General features: G+C 60.0%; 15 protein-coding genes. 1 reads left to right on the top strand and 14 read right to left on the bottom strand.

From position 1 onward, the window contains the following. Positions 1–20: 20 nt before the first annotated feature. The 7 genes from BV034_RS33650 to BV034_RS36690 form a co-directional block, all read right to left on the bottom strand. Positions 21–4,031: an autotransporter-associated beta strand repeat-containing protein gene (locus BV034_RS33650; RefSeq protein ID WP_050031317.1), complete on the bottom strand. Its 4,011-nt coding sequence runs from the start codon at positions 4,029–4,031 to the stop codon at positions 21–23. Positions 4,032–4,187: 156 nt separating this feature from the next. After that, positions 4,188–5,540, bottom strand: a complete 1,353-nt coding sequence (locus tag BV034_RS33655) for a right-handed parallel beta-helix repeat-containing protein (RefSeq protein ID WP_265593778.1) — start codon at positions 5,538–5,540, stop codon at positions 4,188–4,190. A gap of 159 nt (positions 5,541–5,699) precedes the next feature. Beyond that, positions 5,700–7,757: an arylsulfatase gene (locus BV034_RS33660; RefSeq protein ID WP_050031320.1), complete on the bottom strand. Its 2,058-nt coding sequence runs from the start codon at positions 7,755–7,757 to the stop codon at positions 5,700–5,702. Between the two features lie 194 nt (positions 7,758–7,951). Continuing rightward, the gene (locus BV034_RS33665) at positions 7,952–8,722 is read right to left on the bottom strand and encodes a hypothetical protein (protein ID WP_265593779.1); all 771 of its coding nucleotides are present in this window, start codon (positions 8,720–8,722) and stop codon (positions 7,952–7,954) included. Positions 8,723–8,925: 203 nt separating this feature from the next. Beyond that, entirely contained in the window at positions 8,926–9,915 is a 990-nt protein-coding gene (locus tag BV034_RS33670) for a hypothetical protein (protein WP_050031322.1), read from the bottom strand. Positions 9,916–10,138: 223 nt separating this feature from the next. After that, positions 10,139–11,488, bottom strand: a complete 1,350-nt coding sequence (locus BV034_RS33675) for a hypothetical protein (RefSeq protein ID WP_265593780.1) — start codon at positions 11,486–11,488, stop codon at positions 10,139–10,141. Positions 11,489–12,050: 562 nt separating this feature from the next. After that, positions 12,051–12,239: a hypothetical protein gene (locus BV034_RS36690; RefSeq protein WP_265593781.1), complete on the bottom strand. Its 189-nt coding sequence runs from the start codon at positions 12,237–12,239 to the stop codon at positions 12,051–12,053. Positions 12,240–12,332: 93 nt separating this feature from the next. Here BV034_RS36690 and BV034_RS33680 point away from each other — a divergent pair, with 93 nt between their 5' ends. Beyond that, positions 12,333–13,763, top strand: coding sequence for an FAD-dependent oxidoreductase (locus BV034_RS33680; RefSeq protein WP_050031324.1), 1,431 nt, complete (start codon positions 12,333–12,335; stop codon positions 13,761–13,763). Between the two features lie 76 nt (positions 13,764–13,839). Here the strand turns inward: BV034_RS33680 and BV034_RS33685 are convergent, their stop codons facing one another. From BV034_RS33685 to BV034_RS33715, 7 genes are all read right to left on the bottom strand, one after another. After that, positions 13,840–14,583 carry a hypothetical protein gene (locus BV034_RS33685; RefSeq protein ID WP_265593782.1) on the bottom strand — a complete coding sequence of 248 codons (744 nt, stop codon included), beginning with the start codon at positions 14,581–14,583 and terminating at the stop codon, positions 13,840–13,842. Between the two features lie 141 nt (positions 14,584–14,724). Beyond that, the gene (locus BV034_RS33690) at positions 14,725–15,117 is read right to left on the bottom strand and encodes a VOC family protein (protein WP_050031326.1); all 393 of its coding nucleotides are present in this window, start codon (positions 15,115–15,117) and stop codon (positions 14,725–14,727) included. Positions 15,118–15,149: 32 nt separating this feature from the next. Further along, entirely contained in the window at positions 15,150–15,572 is a 423-nt protein-coding gene (locus BV034_RS33695) for an AraC family transcriptional regulator (RefSeq protein ID WP_265593783.1), read from the bottom strand. A gap of 130 nt (positions 15,573–15,702) precedes the next feature. Continuing rightward, positions 15,703–16,209, bottom strand: coding sequence for a ribonuclease HI (gene rnhA, locus BV034_RS33700; protein WP_050031328.1), 507 nt, complete (start codon positions 16,207–16,209; stop codon positions 15,703–15,705). 241 nt (positions 16,210–16,450) lie between these two features. Further along, entirely contained in the window at positions 16,451–17,104 is a 654-nt protein-coding gene (locus BV034_RS33705) for a hypothetical protein (protein ID WP_050031329.1), read from the bottom strand. A gap of 181 nt (positions 17,105–17,285) precedes the next feature. Next, entirely contained in the window at positions 17,286–18,035 is a 750-nt protein-coding gene (locus tag BV034_RS33710) for a hypothetical protein (protein WP_050031330.1), read from the bottom strand. Positions 18,036–18,194: 159 nt separating this feature from the next. Next, a complete protein-coding gene (locus BV034_RS33715) occupies positions 18,195–18,956 on the bottom strand; it encodes a hypothetical protein (RefSeq protein ID WP_050031331.1) in 762 nt (253 codons plus the stop codon). Positions 18,957–18,964: the final 8 nt, after the last annotated feature.

Consider the following 18,964-nt stretch of genomic DNA (forward strand, 5'->3'; position numbering starts at 1 on the left):
CAGGACTGTTCGGCGGGAGACTACCTCCGCCGCCGCCTCAGCAATCCGAGTCCCAGGCCCATCACAATCAGCATCACCCGTCCCGGTTCGGGGGCCACATAGATGATGCCATCCGTGAGGAACTGGTTTGTTTCCCAGTACCATCCATTGGCCGTCATGGTGTCGCTCACCTGGAGATTCAGGTCTGTGGCTACATTGAAGGTGCCTGCGTTGAGGCTGCCGGTCACCGTGGCCCAATCGAGGAGGTTGAAGACATCACCCCACGCCGGGGTGTAGACATCCGCCAGCACCACCTTGATCACGCTGCCACTCGTCAGGGTCAGGGAGCCCTGCACCGACAGGTGATCGTGGTTGCCGGTACCGCCATTGAGCCATCCGGTGGTCTGGATGCCATCCATGGGATTGGTCTCATTCCCAGTGGCACCCCCGAGGGTGAAGAGCGCGCGCGGATCCAACGCCGAGCCGCCACCCGCCAGCACCAGGCTGCCGGAGGTCACATTGCTGAAGGTGAGCTTGCCCATGCCGGTGCCACCATTGTCTCCGGCGCTCAGCAACCCATTGACGGTGGTTGCTCCTTGAACCACGCCGGTGCCGGAGAGAGTGGCCCCTGCATTCACCGTGACCTGGCCTGTGCCCGTCTGTCCCGCACCGGACACCCCCACCTGTAGATTCCCCGCCGTGACAGTGGTGGTGCCGACATACGTATTCGCCCCGGTAAGGGTGAAACGCCCTGTGCCCTGCTTCACCAGACCACCCGCGCCGACCATCTGGCCGGAGTAGGTGGTGTCCGCCGTACCGCCTGTAGTAAGTCGCGTGCCGGGCGTCGCCACCGTGTCTGCGGCGGCGATGGTGCCCAGATTGACCATGCCACCTCCTGAGAGGGACTTGATGACCTGCGAGAAGTCCGCAATGCCGTTGGTGAGCGCGAGGATCACGGTGGCATCATTCTGCAGCACCACATCGGAGTTCGCGGAAAGCGTGTTGACTGCCCCGGCCTGGAGGATGCCCTTGTTGATCTGGGTCACGCCAGAGTAGGTGTTGGCCCCGCTCAAGGTCTGAGTGCCCTCGCCCACCTTGGTCAGGCCCAGAACGCCCAGACCGTCCTTCAAGGCCCCGCCGAAGTAGGTGCTGTAGGCGGCGTTTGTGGCAACAAGCGTGCTCGTGTTGTTGTCCCCCAGGGTGAGGGTGGAGGTGGTGCCCGTGGCGTTGTTGATCACAAAGGTGTTGGAGTGCGTGCCATAGGAGATCAGGCTGTTGATGGTTTCACTGAACCCGTTGAGATCCAGCGTGACCGCTGAGGAGCCGCCCGAAAGCACTACATTGCCTTTACCAAAGCCGCTGGGGATGACTTCTGATGCGCCCAGCCGCACCGTCACCAGCGCCGAGTTGAAGGCGGTGGTGCCGTTGAGATTGGTGTTGAGCGAAAGGTTCCCGGTAAAATCATTCGTCGTGTTGCTGAGCACGATGATGTTGGTGCCACCGGCGCCGCCGGAGAGGTCCAGGGCATAGTCTCCGGTGATCTTGCCCGACAGGGTGCTGGCGGTATTCGCATTCACGGCTCCGATGCGGGTGTCACCCGTGAGGGTGATGACTCCGCTGAGCACCTGCCCACCTGCAAGGCGCAGCGCCCCGGGGACGCCCGACTCCCCATAGCCCGTACCCGACAGTGAAAACGCCTGGGCGTACGTGCCCGAGGCATTCATCCAGAGCTGCCCCCCTGTGGTAACGGTGACCCGGCCGGATCCTAGGCCGCCCACACTATCCACACGGGTGCGGCCCTGAGTGAAGACGCTACCACCCGTGTGGGTGTTCACCCCGGAGATGATCACCTGCCCGCCCGCGCCGGTGCGGATGAAGGTGACCGCACCGGTGCCGTTGTCCCGGATGGATGACCGCAGGGTGACCTCTCCCGCACCCGTCTGATGCAGAATGATCTCCCCTGCCGTGTTATCCGCACCGCCAGCCGTGAGTACCCCCACATTCGCAGCAGTCCCGATCGCCAGCGTCCCGCCCCCCTGATTCCAGATGCTGCCAGATTCCCCCAGGCGGAGGGTTTCCCCTGCCGCGATGTCGATCGTGCGGTTCACCACGCTGTTGTCGGCGGCCAGGTTTCTGACCATGACCGTGTTCACATCCGTGGTTCCCGTGCCGGTGGAGACGGTGGTGGACGCGTCATTGATCAACACATTGGTGATGGCTGTGCCCACCACATCGCCACCTGCATAGGCGGTGTACACCCCTGCGCCGGCAGCAACGATGTTTCCGATGTCATTTCCAGCGGTATTCTTCACCGCCCACTCGTTGCCCACGATGGCCCAGCCACCGAGGATGCCACTGGCCCCGTTGGCCGTGGTGGTGGTGATCCCGTTGGTCAGGCTCTGGGTGCCCGTGGGCAGGGTGAACTCCAGAATACTCGCCACCTCCCGGGTGATAGTGCCCAGATTCACCACTGTGGGGCCGGCCACCGTCCCCTGGGTCACCGTCACATAGCTGCGACCGGTCAGGAGCCGGGTGTTGTTGAAGGTCTGGCTGGCCGTGCCGCCGGCGTTGTTTCCCGCCACCCACAGGCGCCCGGTACCGAGCACCAGGCGGCTGGAGCTGCTGATGATGTTGCTGGTCGCCGCCGTCGCGGTGGTGAGGTAGGTGGTGCTTCCGCTGACGGTGGACACGTCTGCCAGAGCATTGAAGTCCAGCTTCAACGTGCTGGCACTGGTGGAGTTGACGCCGCCGTTGGTGTGCGGGCCGGACAGGATGGTGGTGTCACCCGTATAGGTGTGCGAAGCCGCGCCTGGAGAGGTCAGCGTGGTCGGGACTCCGCCCGTCGTGGCGGTGACGGTGATAAACTCTCCGGTCAGGGTCAGCGTACCGCTGCCGATCTTGGTGAGTCCGCCACTCCCGCTGAGAGCGCCCCGGTACACCGTGGAGGCATCGTTGTTCCCCACCTGCAAGGTGATGGCGGCACCGGTTGTGTCCTGCAGCAGCAGCTTGCTGATGCCCTCCAGACCACCCGTCACAAAAGTGCCGATGCCGGTGGCGAAGCTGATGTTGATCTTCGATGCGTCGTAGTTGTTGAGCCTGAGTGTGGCATTCTGCGCCGCCCGATTGTGCCCCAGCCGGATGCTACCGGAGTTCGTGATGGTGGTCTGGGAGGTGATTCCGCCAGAGAAGGTGTTGGCGTTGGTCAGGGTCAGGCTGCCGGTGGAGTTGTTCACCTGCAGGGTGCCATTGCCGGTGATGAGGCCGGAGAAGGTGGTCACGTTGGCCCCCATGGAGAGATTGACGGATCCGTTTTGCACGGAGATAAGACCGCTCCCCTCGAAGGTGCCAATCTGGTCGTTGACCTTCGTGATCAACGTGCCTCCGGTGTTGATGGTGAACTTGGCACCATCGCTGATGTTGTTGACCCCGCTGCTCCACAGGAACGTGCCGCCGGAGTTCACGACAATGCCATTGGCGGCATTCAGCTGGTTCGCGCTGGCCCCCGTACCGGCCAGCTCCAGCGTACCCGCGTTCACTGTGATGGCACCACCCGCCAGGTTAAAGTAGCTGGCACTGCCCGAGGTGCCGTAGTTGAGCGTGAGCTTGCCCAGCCCGGTCTTGGTCAATCCTGACGAAGTGAGCCTGCTGGAGATCACCGAATCCATGTTCTGCACGTTCACACCGGGCGTCGCTCCCGTGAGGGTCAGCACCTGGGTGGAGGCGAAGTCCACCGTCGTGGCCGGGGCCAGGGTGACATGCCCCTCCTGAAAATTGAGCCCGGCAGCACTCTGATTGCTGGACAGGGTGACGGTGTAGGTGCCGATTCCATCCGTGCCGGCGGCGAATACCACCTGATTCCCAGCGACATACGCACCCGTCGCCGTCAGGCCATTGGCGTTGCTCGACCAGAAGGCATCCGTCCCCCACACCCCACCGAGGTTCCCCGAGCCAGAGGCCACACCGTTGGTATCCCAATAGGTCTGGGCTCGCACAGCAGGGAGCGAGGAAAAGGCCAGTAAAGTGAAAGCAAGTGCGGATCGGAAACAGAACATGAGCTGGGGGAAGCGAAAAAGGGGGCCGGGACCGTACTGCCGGACCGCCCAATGAACAAGGCGGTTCGAGACTACGCGCTCAGCCGCATCTTTTTTGGGCGATTATCAGGTGATGAATCCCCCGTCGCCCTGTGGCTTCCGCGGTCCAGGAGCCGCTCAGGGCGTCCCCAGGCTCGTGATCTTGACCTCCTTGCCCTTGTTCTCCTTCACCGGGCCGAGCGTTGTCACCTCACACTTGGCCGCCCGGGATCCAATGACCACCGGTAGTGACGTCTCATTGCGCAGGGTGATGTCGCGGGCATCCCGCTCACTCACTGGAGACAAACCAGTACCCATGCCGGGCGGTGCAAAGCCAAGCAGGATGGGCAGAAGACGCGCCGGCTTGCCCTGGGCGGTGATCGTGACCTTGTTTCTGCGTCCGTAGATGGCAGCCGTTTCGTGCACCTTGAAGTTGTTTTCCTCCGAGGGCACCAGCTTCACCTCCACAGTAGCGTCATCGCCTTCTACAAAGAGCAGCGGCCCGTATTGAACATCGCCTTGGCACTGCAGGATCGCGGCTCCGTTGGAAACCCAGAAGCCGCGCTCGCAGCCCAGCGCAGTGCAGCCCTCCACCCTGGGCGCAGTCTTGGTGCGCAACTCGAACCCGCCGCGCATGTTCCGGGCGGTGCAGTTCTTCACCGTCAGGTTCTTGTGCTGGCCATAGGTGCGGAAGGCGTCCTCTCCCAGTGCTTTCATATAACCTGGAAGGATCTGGCAGTCTCCGGCATGGGTTTTCATCACGGTCTGAAACTTGCGCTTCACCGCGAGGCCGTCCGTCTCCCTCAGAATCTCGTCGGTGGAGCGCATCACTCCCTCCACGTGGCAGTTCTCGAAGCGGATGTCGTTGCAATCCTCCTGCAGGTAGAAGCCGTGGCCGAAGGAGCGCGAGTAGATCCTGCACCCGATGAGGGTGGTCTGGCTGCCGGTGATGTGCACCCCGCTGTGCTTGAGCCCCCCTTTGCCGAACAGGTCGCCATAGCCATACGGTGCCGATCCCTGCACGTGAACGGTGCAATCACGCAGGGTGGTGCCTTGTCCCACCACCCCGAGAACCGCCCCGCCATTCGCCTTGCCATCACCCACACTGGTGATCGTCAGCCCCTTCAGAGTGACATTGCTGCCGTTGATGAGGAACTCATCCGTGTGGATGGGTGAACGGAGGGCTGCTCGCAGAGCGGTGTCCAGCTTGATGGTCACGCCCGTGAGGTCGAAGGTGTTGTTGCTCCCGCTGAAGGTGATGAACTGCCACTCCTTCCGCTTGGCCCGCTCCCGGATGGTCGCCAGCGGGATGAAGTCCGCCAGGCGGTACACCCCGGGCGTCATTTTCACCTTCTGGCCGCTTTCAGCCGCCTTTTGAGAGAGCTCAGCCAGGCTTGAGATGGTGATCGGGTCCGGGTCGACAGGAGCAGCGGAGATGGCGGGAGCAGCACCCCACAGGATGAGCAGGGCGGGTAGCAGGAGGTATTTCACGAACACAGGAGGAGAATGGGACGGTCTCTCTCCTACGAACCTCTGGCATCTGTTCTGCCCCCAACAAATGTAGGGGGAGGAAAGCTGCTGCACCGCGGGCGCCCGGTAAAGAGCGCCAGCAGGCAGGCAGACGGTCTAATCGACCGTCATCACTGGCGGCTAGTTCTTGGAGAGCACGATCTCCACGGAGTCGATCTTGCCATTGAAGGGAGCCGCCTTCGCATAGGGGCCGACGGGGGCACCAAGGTCGTTGCCGACATCGAGCCCGTCTTTGGGATTGGCCTTGATGACGCCCTCCGCTTTCGCAGTCACCGCACTCCCACCGACAGAGAGTGAAATTGCGCCATCTTCGCCGAGGGTGGCGACGGCGGTCTGCGGTCCTTTGACGGCTTCCGGCAGGGCCACCTGGGTGATCTTGCCATCACGGCGCACCGCAAAAGTCAACTTGCCCTGCTGGAAGGAGAGCGAATACCCGTGGGCCGTGCCGCCATGAGCGACGAGGACGCCCTCACTGTCGCCATCTGCTGCCTCGAACTTCGCGGTGAGGGTGAATCCCCTGCCCCCCACACCGGGAGCTTTCTCACCATCGAGGTGGTCACCGCTCTTCAGGGCAAAACGGTTGGGCCCCTTCTTACGGGGGCCAGCCCGCCACCCTCCCAGCGGAAGCACATTCGAGTTTGCCGCCCAGGTTTGCCACTTGTCCGCAAGAGCCTTCACCACTTCAGGGCGTGCGGCCGCAAGGTCGTTCTGCTCACTGCGATCTGCTGCCAGATCGTAGAGACGCCAGGGCTGATTCTCCAGAGCGACGAGCTTGAGGTCGCCGTCACGCACCGCACGATTGCCTTCATGCTCCCAGAAGATCGGCTGGCTGCGGGCCAGGGATTCGCCTTTCAGCGCGGGAAGCAGACTGGTGCCCGCTTTGGGCGTGATGGCTTTGCCGTTGAACTCCTTCGGGTATTCCGCGCCGGAGGCATCCACCGCCGTCGCGAGAATGTCGATCAAATGGCCGGGTTGCTTTTCCAAGACACCACGGCGTGCCGCGGGAATACCATTCGGCCAGTGGGCGATCAGCGGTGTGGAGATGCCCCCCTCGTCCGTGTAGTGCTTGTAGCGCACAAACGGGGTGTTGTTGAGCGTGGCCCAGCACTGGCCAATGAAGACGTCAGAGTCCACACTGCCCAGATTCTTCCCGCTGGAGCGCCCCTGAACGCCCGCTTCCGCATTGCCCCCGTTGTCGCTCAGGAAAAGGATGAGCGTGTTGTCCAGCTGGCCGCGCTGTTTCAGCCCGTCCACGAGTTGCCCGACAGCCCGGTCCATGCGCTCGATGACGGCGGCATAGATGGCCATGAGGTGATCATATCGGTCCTGCTGCTCCGGCGTGAGGCTGTCCCACGCAGGCACCTCTGCGGGGCGGGGAGAGAGCGGCCACTTCTCATCAATGAGCCCAGCGGCAATCTGGCGGCGATAGCGCTCCTCGCGGAGTTTGTCCCAGCCTGACTTGAACTTGCCACGCCAGCGGGCGATGTCCTCCTCCGGAGCCTGCAACGGGAAGTGCGGCGCATTGAAGGCGCTATAGAGGAAGAACGGCTTCTTCGCAGCGAGAGCCTCATCCACGAACTTCAGGCCGAAGTCTGCCCACAGGTCACTGGAGTACCATTCTTTGGGCACAGGCCCACCCTCTTTGGCAACCTCCTCGCCATTGTAGAAAAGGCGCGCGTTCTTCGCCTGGGGGAAGTAGAAGCCACCCGCGGCGGCTGTCAGCGTGCGCTGGAATCCGCGCTTGTCCGGCACCACGCCAAAGTTCTGGCCCACATGCCATTTGCCCATCATGGCGGTGAAGTAGCCCGCCTGGCCCAGCACCTCAGCAATGGTGACGGAGGTGTCATTGAGCCGACCAGAATACCCTGGGAGGGCGTTGCCCTTGTCATCGCGTCGTTCATCTGTCATATGCCCCACGCCTGCCTGGTGCGGATACAGCCCGGTGAGGAGGGAGGCACGCGTGGGGCAACAGCGTGCGGCATTGTAGAACTGGGTGAAACGCACCCCGTCCTTGGCCAGAGCGTCCAGATTGGGCGTCTTCAGTTCACCGCCATAGCAGCCAATGTCCGACCAGCCCATGTCATCGACCAGCATGACCACGACGTTGGGTCTTTCAGAGGGTGTGGCAGCGACGACCGAGCAGGCCGTTGCCAAAAGAGTCAGGAGAGAGATTTTCATGTAAACGGGGGGCACAAGCCATCCGGTACAACCATCGGTGGTGGTGGCGTGTTGACCGGGGCAAAGGGACGACGGGCAGTCTTCCTGAGGCAGCAGGGGTGGTGGTCAATGGCTGCCAAGGAATCAGGCGCACCTGGACGGCGCGCCCCTCGTGAACGTCTCACACGCGTCAATCCTTCAACCTTTGTATCAGTTCATCGTCCACCCCGGCTCGTCCGGTTCACCATGTCCTCGTAGATGCGTCGGCGCTCCTCCATGCTCATGCCGCGATTGCGAATGCCGATCATCTCACGGTTGATGGCCTCGCGCTGCTCCACACTCATCCGGGAGAGCTTCTCCACCGTCTCAGGCGGCGGCTGCCGGGGATAGCCGTCCGAGGAAAACCCTTCACGATAGTTCACGGCGGCTTGCTTGGCCTCCGCCTGCTCAGCCGGGCTCAGGGGTACTTGGGTGCCTCCCGGACCGCCGCCAAAGCCTCCACCACCGCCGATAGGGCGCTTGGGCTTGGAGGGTGGCTTCCCATAGCGAATCACTGCGACCTCACCTCCCTTGACTTGAATCTTGGCCGTCCAGGTGTGCATCACTGCTGGGTCGCCACCAATGCCCATCAGCTGCCACCCTTCGCGATTGGGCTTCTGCGAGACCACTTGGGACTCCATCGTCTTCGTGTCCAGGAGCGTGGCATACACCTCGTTGTCGAAGCGAGCGACCCCCGTGAGGATCAGCGTGTCTGACAACCCCAGAGAGCGGGTGAAAGGAGGATTTGTGAGAAGCCCCTCGAAGAGCTCATGTTTCAGCGGCTGCGGCATTCCTTCAGCGTCATTGGCTGCCGCGGCGGGTAAAGGTGCGGGCGGCATATCTGCTGCCAGGGCTCGTTCGACTCCCGCCCATGCCCACACACCCAGCAAGAGCGCCTTGAGAACCAGCGTCGACGCTTTCTTCAGTGGGTGCGGCAGTGGGATCACAGGTCGGATTACGGTCCCTGTCGGGCTGAAACTTTCACCCAATCATAAAACGCCCCCAAAGGCCCTGGGACTCCGGTTGTTGGCACTGCGAACAGCAAGTGTTTGCCAAGGAGGCAATGGGATTGCCTGCCGTGTCATTGAGGGTGAGTGAGTCTCTGACTTGCTGGAGGTTTATCCGGCTTGCATGCGCCAAGCATGGCGCTTCAGTCGGCGAGTACTACAGGAGTGTATTGCAGTCCTGGAACCTTCAGCTCATCTAGCACCTGTCGGAAACGCTGAGAAACAATTACACTGGGGAATGCTATTTTCGGACCATTGCCCGTTCTCTCAGCTGTAATTCCCACATCAAATTCCCCCAGAGCTTCAACTTGTTTCCTGGAGTAGCTGAGCACCTGCAATTCATAACCTTCGTCATAAAAATAGGCGCACTCCCAACGGTCCTTCCAATCATCGAAGGGTGTTTTCTCAAAGCCGTGTTTGTTGATGTACTTGGTCAAGCATCTGGGGAGTGTGACCGTACTGGTCAAGTGCCAGAGAGGCTTTTTCACAGGACCGCTTTTCCTTCTTACATGAATTGGGTTGAGTTTCAATCCGATCAACGAGCGGACCTCGAGCTCGTCTTTCAACCTTTGATCGACTCCTATGGGAGGGAATGGCGAAAGGAACCCCAGCTGCACCTTGGAATTCTGTTTGGAATCATTTTTCACTGCAAGCTCACCTCGGATGAATTCCTCATCAGTAGGTTCGGTTTGGGTTCCGATCTGGTATTGGTAGGCATGGAGCCAAAGGTAAGAAGCGCTGTTGAGTTGCTCGTCATCAAACTCCCGACGCTTTAATACATGGAAGAAGAACCGGCTTTCGTTGGTGATCAAAGAATCACGGGCCAGGTCTATTCCCAACAGCTCTCGCAATGCAGCCACAATTTCACGGAGAGGCACTGAGTCCTCAGCTTGTTTGACCTGAAGATAGGTCTCGATGGGAGGTACTCCATCTCTCTCAACTGTGCCGCGGTCAATCTTGTACTCTTTAGCTACTAGGCCGCTACGATTTGCGAGCTCGCGGACTTGATCCGCAGAATCGACGTAGATAACCGAACCACACGCTCGAATACCTTCAGGACGAACCCCGTCTGAAATGGTGAACTCCCAGATTGCAGACTTTGCACATGGAACCGCCGATTTGCTAAAGTTCATCCTGCACCCTGAAGTGATGTTGGGCCAGGGTCAATTCGCTATCAGATGTAGACAGGATAATTCACGCCAGCCATAACCGCCCGTTTGTCACCCCGCCTGTCCTCACCACAAAAAAATGTGGTCAGCGTGTTCCCCCTCTTTGGAACACATCATCATCGTGGCCCCTCCGACAATCTACCCTAGCCCTACGCAGGTTATACACAAGTGGGGAGAAAGGCCCCCTTCAATTGCCCCTCGCCGGCAGCAGGCCGATGCCGGGATTGAGCATCGACCGCGCGCGATCGGCGACGGTCCCGGCGGTGAAGATGGGGATGTTCTTCAGTTCCAGACCTCCGATCTGCCCTGTGATCTTCTCTGAGAAAGCCCTCATACGTTCCATGTCCTCTTTGTCGGGCTTGCCGACGGTGAAGAGGGGCAGAATGGGAAGATCGTAGTCCGTCTTCTTGTACTTCTCCTTCCGGTTCTCCACGAGCAGGAGGCCACCGACCTGTCCACCGGGGCGTTCACCGACGAGGATGTCGATCTTGAAGTGGCCGTTAAGATTGACCCACTTGCCAACCATGCACTTGCCATTGAGCACGCCCCGCCCGCCCCAGGGCTGGCGAAGATCCATGTCAGGCTTGGACTCTCCCAAGTTGACCAGATCATCACGGGAGGCATCCAGCACGGGTTCGCCGTTGATATACACTGCCAGCAGATCGTCAAAGTAACCTATGAAACGCCACTCCCCGTTCTCCGGCGGAGTCACCATGCCGGTGTAGTGCACCAGCCAGCCGCGTGGCTGCACGTCCTTCTCTACAGCGAAGGCCTTGGGCCCCTCCTCCGCCGCCAGCAAAGGTACGGCCAGAAAGGTGAAGTTCATCTGCTGCGGGGCTTGGAAATAACCCTTCATCTCCGTGGCGGAGAACTTCTTGTCCGCGAACGCCTTCACGAGCTGGAAGTATCCGTTGGCGTTGTAGGGCTGCGGTTTCCCTTTACGGTCCTGCTTGAAATCATAGAGCACCCCTGGCACGCCCCCAGTTCCACCCAGGTTGCCAAAGACCGTGCGCGCCACAAACCCCTTCATGCCGCCGGTGCCAATGCCAGAGCCAAAACCGCCACCGGCCCCGCTGTTGCCAAACCCGCCCGATCCCATGGAGCCCGCGCCCATGACACTGCTCATCTCCGGCATGTCCAGGCTGTCCATGGGCATGTCAGGCAGTGAGATGGCGGCGTTGACCGAGCTGGACACCACCTTCCTCATGGGAATGGATTTGTTCAACGTCTGCTTCTTGTTCCGGATCTGCTGGCTCAGCTGCTGAGAGGCATCCTGACCAGCCTTGCTGCCACCGCCCGGAAGGAAGTCCACCTTCTTTTCCTGCACAATCGTCTGCACCATGAAATAGGCCGCCACCAGCAAGCCCACATGGATAAGCAGGCTCACCAGGAAGGAGCCGCCGCCGATCTTGTTCCAGTATTTCCTGAATGCTCCTGGCGGCTTCGGTTGGTCGTACAAGGTCGTAGGCAAAGCGCCGCCCACGATGGCCTGTTGTTGCAGCAGGATCGGTGGAGCCCCAGGCCCACTGGTGTGCATCGGGGATGACTCCACTTCATGCGAGTGCGTCGGTGGATTGTGTTCCGATTCGGCCATACGAGAAAGCGGGAAAGGTGTTTGGAGTGGAATCGTCCGGGAAGCGAATTCCGACAATGACAACAGACCTTGGCGAAGGCGTGAAGGGTCATTCTATGAGACCCGGGTATTTTTTGCACGCCCTAATGTGTCGACCTAGACAAATGGATAATTATTGGCCTCGATTCGTCACAAGGAATGAGGTTGATGGCAGAATTTATCCACACTGAACAGGGATTGGTGGTGTGGACACAAGAGCGAAGCAGCAGACGCTTCAGCTAGTGCCTGCCAAGGAACCTGGGGGGGACTGACATGGAGATGTTGATGGCGGTGGGGAGAGAGCAGATGCTGTCGGCTTTCCACCTGGTCCACCTCCGCGGAGGTACCCAGGGTTGACTCGTCCAACCACTGGGCTTTGCCACAAATCCCCTTCAGGGATTGACTGCGGACTGAGCAGGAGTTGGTTCCTTGGCTCGCTGCTGTAGCGCCGCGGTTCGAGGCGATTACATGATCCGCGAAAGCGGTGTCAAGCCACCGGCACTCCAGGACGCTTCGCGAGGTTGGAGACGGTGAGGTTGTTGGCAGGCAGGAGTTCAGTGATGGTCTGGCGGTCTGCCCCCTTCTCGCGGCACGTCAGGAGCCACTCAACTGAGCGGGGATTGAATCCCGGACCGTTGCACCCTGGTAGAAGCCTCATCACCGAAAGAAACCCCATGCACACGCGTAACTCCCCACCGTACGCAGCCGACGCTTCCTGCTCGGGAAGTCATCGGCCAATCAATTCCCGCACCCTCCAGAGCAACAACCCATGCCCTCCGAGTCCTCCTCCCGCCGCCATTTCCTCCGCGCAGCTCTGGTCGGCAGCGGGGTCGCGCCCCTTGCTTTGGGAGCTGCGGCGCAAGAGACCACCGGACTCAAACCGGGACAATTCGTCGAGCCTGCGTGCGATGTGCCGCTGGTGGAAGATGCGGACGTGATTGTCTGTGGCGCAGGGCCAGCGGGAGTGACCGCGGCGATCACTGCAGCCCGTGCAGGAGCACGGGTGCGATTGTTCGAATGGCGTGGCTGCCTGGGCGGTGTGTGGACGGCGGGATTGCTCGGGTACTTCCTCGACTTCGACAAACCGGGTTTTGCGAAGGAACTGCGGGACAGCCTGGACAAGCGAGATGCGCGTGCGAACACCAAGAGTGCGAGCGCCTTCTGCTATGACCCCGAGGCGTTGAAGCTGTTGCTCGAAGAAATGTGCGTGGAAGCGGGGGTGAAGTTTCAGTTTCACACCAAGGTATCTGCGGCCTTCAAGGATGGGCGTCGGCTGACCACGGTCGTGACGGAGTCCAAGTCCGGCCGGCAGGCCTGGCGGGCCCCGGTCTTCATCGATGCCACCGGCGACGGCGATCTGGGCGCGCTGGCAGGTTGCACGTTTGAAATCGGCGAGTCTGCCGACTGCCCCTGCCAGCCTCTGTCTCTCAATGCTCTGCTCATCGTGAAGGACGTCGAAGCCCTGCGGAAGTTTGTACGATTCGGTGAGCCACTGGCGGGTGAAAACAGCAAGGGCGACAAGAAGAAGCAGATCAAGGACGCCATCGTGAAGACGGGGCACTTCCCCTCCTACGCTAACCCGACCATGTTCCACGTGCGGGACAATCTGATTTTCGCCATGTTGAATCACGAATATGGCGTCAAGCCCTGGGACGCGGCGGAGCTCACCGCGGCAACGGTGCGGGCACGCGCCGAGATGAACAAGATGGTGGCGGGATTGCGCGGCCTAGGTGGCCCCTGGGAGGGCTTGCAACTGGTCGCGACCGCGGAGCAGATCGGTGTGCGCGACGGGCGTCGGCTGGCAGGACGCTTCACCGTCACCAAGGAGGATGTGATCAAGGGTTCGAGGTATGATGATGCAGTGGTACGCGCGACCTTTGGCGTGGATGTGCATGCCACCTCAGCGGATCACAACAAGGATGGCTCCGGCCATCGCGCGAACATGAACATCAAAGTTGCCCCCTATGACATCCCCTTGCGTGCGATGATCGCCCGTGATGTGGACGGGCTGATGATGGCGGGACGCTGCATCAGCGGCGACTTTATCTCGCATTCAAGCTATCGGGTCACAGGCAACTCCGTCGGCATGGGCGAAGGTGTCGGGGTGATCGCCGCCCTGGCAGCACAATCAAAGCGACTGCCTCATGAAGTGCCGTGGAGCGAAGGGGCTGCCAAGCTTGCGGAGATCCGAAAGGCGTGACGTTGATCCAGGCCCGACGCAACGTCAGACCCGCCAGCTACTCTGCCATCGCCCATTCCGGCCTCGCCCAGCGCACCTACTTGGCAGAATGCGTTGGACGATTTTCTGCCGCCTTTGATCCTTTGGATGAAGTCACAGGAAGCACCACTCTAGTCAAACGCTCCTTTATCCACGGAGCGTCCTGCAGGGATGCGATCTGCTTCGCGACAGCTTCTTTCAAGACTGCTGGATTCGCGGAAGATTCGGCGACCCTCAATGCCGCTCCTGCGCAGTAGTCCCCTTCTTGAAGCTTGTACATTTCTACCGATACCCGGCCCAAAAGCTTCTCATGATCCGCGAGTGCTTGCTCGTATGCAGCCCTGACCCTGGGGTCGGTTATCGATTGGGGGTCGGTGCCTGCAAAGATAGGCTTGCCGCCCAGCTTGGTCGCGTCGAAGTCCGGCCACCGCCCAATCATCCGCTCTATGGGGACACTCACGTCGCGTGTTCGATAGATGAACGCCGCCAACTTCAACGCCTGCAGGATTCCAGGCAACTTGTTTGCTTCGGGCCCTTCTCGAAGGTCGTTCTCAATCCCGGACATTGCCACAGACAACTCGTGCGGGTTTGCCTCCTTCTTCTGACGGGCCAGCAACGTGTTTATGTCCTCCGTTGAAAGCTGGGCACTCAGGCGGCACGCGCAAATCAACATCAGCAACAGCACGGCGACCTGCCCTGATGTCCCGTTTGCACATCGAGTACCGCCAGTTTGATCGTGAACCATTGACATTGCCTTTGCCTCCTTTTTCAGTGCAACCGCCGCCCCTTTGCCCTGGGACAATCTCCATTCATTCCACCACAGATGCGAACGGGGCTCCCTGGATTCCATTGGATGTTCCCGCCCTGCCTTGCCGATGGAAGGAAGCTCCTACGTCCCCTGCGGATTTCATAGGGATGCTCAGATTCACATTCCCGCATGGCCCTACGCGTCTATCACCTGGTAGATCTGAATGAGGTTGCCGCAGGTGTCGGCGAAGATGGCGATCTTCACCATGCCTGCAGCAGTCGGATCTACGGTGAACTTCACCCCGGCCTTCTTCAGGCGCTTCGTCTCGGCCTCGATGTCGTCCGACTCGAATGCCGTGCAGGGAATCCCCTGCTGAAAGAGGGCCTCCTGAAAGACTTTGGAGGCGGGGTTGGCATTGGGCTCGAGAGCGAGTTCGACATCGGGATGTCCGTCAGGCGCGACGACTGTGATCCAGCGGAACTCGCCCACTGGGAAGTCCCTGCACTTCTTGAACCCGAGCACATCGGTGTAGAAGGCGAGCGCGCGGTCCTGGTTTTCGACGACAACACTGTTCAGTTTGATTTTCATAGGATAAGGAAATCGAGCTTATCCTGCCGCCACTAAACCGGCTTCTCGGAAATTGCCTTTTCGGGCGGAAAACCGCCCATCAGCGTGAGGCAACCAGGAATGAGCTCGGGCGGCATTTTCCGCAAGGGGCTCGAAGCAGACCTGTGTCGCCGCCGCCATGTGGAGGGCGACATCCCGATGCGACGCGTGAACAGGGTGCTGAAGCTGCCGAGGCTGGAAAAGCCCACCTCCAGGCAGATCTCCGTCACGGAAAGATCGGTCAAGATCAGCAGGTGCTTGGCGCGCTCGATCTGCGCAAGCGAACGATATTGATGCGGCGTCTCGCCGAACACCGCGCGGAAGAGCCGGATGAAGTGATGAGGTGCGAATCCTGCCCGTCGGGCAATTTCATTCACCGACGGTCGTGCGTCATCCTCCGCCCGCAACAAGTCGCGGGCGAGGCACAGACGGCGCAAGACTTCAGGGTGCAACATGGATGCGGGTACGCCCCAAAGATCGCAGAATGCTGATCAACAGCAACTGGGGGAAACGTTTTGGACCCCGCCTCTGCCGAGGGCCCTTCGCTGATCCGCAATGCAGAAGTCATCACCTGCCTTCGTCCTTGAAGGCCTCGAGTGCAGAGGCGAGTTGCTGACGGGTGTGCTGCATCTTCACGGTTTCCATTGCCTCTCCACAGAGCTGGTCGCAGCGCTCGTTGTCATCGTGACCGGCGTGCCCCTTGACCCAGTGCCAGGTCACTTGATGCCGTGATGCGGCGCCATCCAGCATGCGCCAGAGATCCTCATTCTTGACCCGTTGCTTGCTGGCCGTTTTCCATCCATTGTTCTTCCATCCGGCCAGCCATTTCATGATGCCGTTGCGGACGTACTGGGAATCGGTGTGCATCTCAACGACGCAGGGCTTCTTCAGGTGAATCAGCGATTCGATGGCGGCGCGCAGTTCCATACGGTTGTTCGTCGTGGCCGGCTCGCCCCCGCTGATTTCCTTGCGCCGTCCGCGCGACTCCAGCACCGCCGCCCATCCTCCCACGCCGGGATTGCCGAGGCAGCCGCCGTCGGTGTGAATGATGACTTGGGGGAGGACCGATTCCATCGTGATCCATAGTCAGGCAGGAGTCGAAAGACAAGGTTCAACCTCCGCAAGTCATGTTCAGGATTTCGGCCGCACAGGTGTCCTGCCGAAACAACGGCGCTCGAAGGGAGCCAACCTCTTGTCAGTATTCCTGGATACACGGCCGCCGGACAATCTACTTCTTTACCCTCCAAAGTATCAACCCGGCCCCCAGTAACGCGCCAAGGGTGCCAATGACCCACGGCAGGTACGAAGAGTTACTTTAACCTGGAGCTGTCACTTGTGATTGCGGAACTTCCAGATGCGCCGCAAAGGGAGTCTTTCCAGGTGTCGCAGCGGTGGCAGCCTCATCAGGAGTAGCGGCGCTCGATTGCGACGCCCCGGAGCCAATCCTCAACGTGCCTCCATAGGGCCAAAAAGGTTTACCATCCACATGCAATTCCCCGTCCGGCATGACCATGGCCGTGACGGACTCCGTAAACGAAGCAGGGCGGAAGACAATCTCGCGAGGCGAGATGAGCCGCACTATCCCGTCTCCTGAATTCAAGGTCGTCGCAAGTGCCTGGGAGTGGACTCGCTGCTGGCTCTCCAGCATCCCATCCTTCGGCCCCTGCAAGAGGATGAACGACCCAATTTCGGTGGCCACCAGAGCGGTGACTTTCCCCTCTGACTCCAGCGCATCGAGAAGACTGAGCCATTCCGAAGGCTTCCCCGTCTCCTTGGTGACCTCTTTGAAGTAGAACTCTATTGGCTGTTGGCCGGATTTTCGAAGCTGCAACCTGTACGTGGTTTTCGCATCTGTCTGATCATACTGCAGCACCAGTTGGGAAGCAGGAGTCAGCTTCTTCTCGACAATATCTTTGGCCACACACTCAGCACAGGCGAAGAACAAAGCTGTAAAAATCGCCAACTTCATATCTTAGCAAGGATCCTTAGTGAGCGTGGTCTCACTCGTATGTTGGAGGATTTGCCTGCCCCTATGTGGCACCGCCCGACGCGGTCAGAGGCACATAAGATTAATGCGAAACCAGTCCACACCTCCTCGCAGCGACACCCGGAAGCCTCATCGGGTCAGACCTCACCCCATCGCAGAGACTCTACCTCTTCACCAGCCAAAGTAACACCCCCAGGCCCAGCAAGGCGACTACTGCCCCGATCCCCCACCGCGTGTACGACAGGCCATTCGCCTCGGGAGCTGTCGCTTGCGATTGCACCCCCTTCTGACCAGCCGCGGTGGGAGCCTTGCCCTGTGCCGCAGCACCTGTGGCAGCTCCATCAGGTGTGGCCGCGCTTGATTGCGACACCCCACCGCCAACCGTCAACGTGCCACCACTTTGCACCATCGGTTTGCCATCCACCAGCAGCTCTCCTTTGGGAGTGATGGTGGCCGCCACCGGAGCCGGATGGGATATGGAGGTAATCACCACCTCAGTGGGAGACTTGAGCTTGATGCTGCCTCCACCAAGGTTCTCAGCAGCTTCAAGGGCACTGGAAAGGAATGAGACTTCACTTTCCACCTGACCGTTCTCCCCACCCTGGAGCAGCACAAAGCTCGCAATATAGATCTGAACCAGCACGGTCACCCTGCCATTGACATCAATCCCATCGACCATCTTCACCCATTCCTGAAGCTTCCCGGGAACCTTCTCCGTCCCCACTTCCTTTCTCCAGAACTCAGCAGGAGCACTCCCCTCCCGGCGGAGCTGCAGGCTGTAGGTGATCTTCTGGTCGGCTTCTTCCGATTGCAGGACCATGCTGGCAGAATTACCCATCGGCAATTCCTTGATATCTTTCGCATAACTGGACGCAGGCACCAGAAGGAGCAGGGTCAGAAGGGCAGTTTGCATGTTTTATAGTTTCCTTAAACTCCCCCAACAGCCCTCCAAAGTCGGCGTGGACTTGAGGCCGCATCCCGCTGCCATTCATCGCCTGATCGCTGCCGCTGCTTCTCGACCAGCTAGACATCAAGCCAGCAGTATCGAACTTGCACGAGGCACCCGAAAACGCTATCTCTTCATCAAACGCAACAACAACACAATGCCCACCAGGGCGACCACTCCCCCAGCCACCCATGGAATGTATGGCTGGGGGCTGTTCTGACCGGTCGTCCCAATGCCTGGCGCATCGCTCTGCGAAGACTTCACCGGGGAGCCTGATGCTGACGTCGCATCTCCCGCTGACGCAGCACTGGATTCCCCGCCGAGCCGAGGAGCCTCTGCCGGTTGATTAGCCCCGGACGCAACCGTCAACACCCTGTCACTTGAATCCAAGGGCTTGCCATCTGCCTGCAGTGATCCATTGGGCAAAACAGAGGCGGAAACCGGTGCAGGAGACAATGCCGACGTCACCACGATTTCCGTTGGAGTTTTGAGCTTGATCTTGCCTCCTCCTGAGTTCTCAGCCATCGCAAGGTAGCTGGACCCTATGAAAAGCTCTGACTCCAGCTTACTGTCACCGCCTCCTTGGAGAAGCAGATAGCTTCCAATATCCACCTGCATCAAGGCCGTGATTTTCCCGTCCGTTTCCAAGACATCGACCACTCTGGCCCACCCCACCGGCCTGCCCGGTGATTTCTGTGCCGTCTTTTTCCAGAATTCCACAGGGCTCACACCGTCGCGACGGATTTGCAGGCTATAGACGAGCTGCTCGGCAGTTTCGTCCGATTGCAGCACCATCCGAGCAGAATCCAACAATGGAACCTCCACGATGTCTTTGGCCACCCCGAAGGACGGCAACAAAATGGCCAGGAAGAACAGTACGGCTCTCATATCTTATT

The sequence above is a fragment of the Verrucomicrobium sp. BvORR034 genome (assembly GCF_000739635.1).
Taxonomy (GTDB): domain Bacteria; phylum Verrucomicrobiota; class Verrucomicrobiia; order Verrucomicrobiales; family Verrucomicrobiaceae; genus Verrucomicrobium.